Annotated in this window: 2 pseudogenes; both read left to right on the plus strand. The window is 55.8% G+C overall.

Annotated features, from left to right (window positions below):
- Positions 1-493, plus strand: a pseudogene (locus DEO48_RS26815) (type VI secretion system tip protein VgrG); the annotation flags it as partial.
- 9 nt (positions 494-502) lie between these two features.
- Positions 503-892: pseudogene (locus DEO48_RS15660) on the plus strand (PAAR domain-containing protein); the annotation flags it as partial.
- Positions 893-955: the final 63 nt, after the last annotated feature.

A 955-nucleotide genomic window follows, 5' to 3' on the forward strand; every position in this document is an offset into this window, starting at 1 on the left:
CAACGACCAGCATCTGAGCGTTGTGCAGGATAAGTTTGAACGTATCGAAAGGCACAGTCACCGTACCGTGGGTCAGGATGATTATGAGCTGATCCACCAGGATCATCATCAGTCCATTGGTCGCAATTTTATCCAGAGCATCACTCAGTCTTTTAAGCGTTTTATCGGCGGCGGTGAAGTGACCCGTATTGAAGGCAGTCGTCAGACCACGCTTACCGGCTCAGAAGAGGCCATCATTGGCGCTAACCAGCGCACGGTGGTGAATAGCGATCATTACCTCAAAGCCACTGATATCGTACTGGAAGCGGGGCAATCCTTCACCGTCAAAGGGCCGGGAGGGTTTATGAAGATAGATGACTCGGGCATTACCCTGCAGGGCAATCTTGTCAAAGTGAATGAAGGGGGAAGCCCGGGCGTCGGGACAGCCCCGGTCTCTGTTAAACCTGAATCACCGGCGGCGCCTTCGCTGCCGGATGCTCCATTACGCCCTTAAGGAGGCATTATGCCAGGCGCTGCACGACTGGGAGATACCGGACAAGGCCACGCGTGTTTTCCGGATACGCCCGTGATTGAAGGAAGTCCCGATATTCGTATCAACGGGGTGCCGGCTGCCCGTCAGGGCGATGCGGTGGCCCTCCATGGTTGCCCGTGCCCCAACACGCCGCATGGTATGCATTCGCGGGCGATTTCAGCGGGGTCATCAACGGTTCGTTTTAACGGGAAACCCGCCGCACGACTCGGTGATGCGATTGGCTGTGGCGGCATGATTGCCTCCGGCAGCAGTAACGTCATTATCGGTGATACGCCCTGGAAATCTCCGGTTCATGACTGTGCGAAGCAGGCTGTACTTGACCGGGCTCCATTGCTGGGGTTGTCGCCGGCGCTGACACCAGAACCCCTTCCGGATGTGAGAAAGCTTATCTCTCGCTGAAAGTCATTGATTAGACAAAAAAGG

This window comes from Enterobacter sp. CGMCC 5087, assembly GCF_003144775.1.
Lineage (GTDB): Bacteria > Pseudomonadota > Gammaproteobacteria > Enterobacterales > Enterobacteriaceae > Enterobacter > Enterobacter cloacae_M.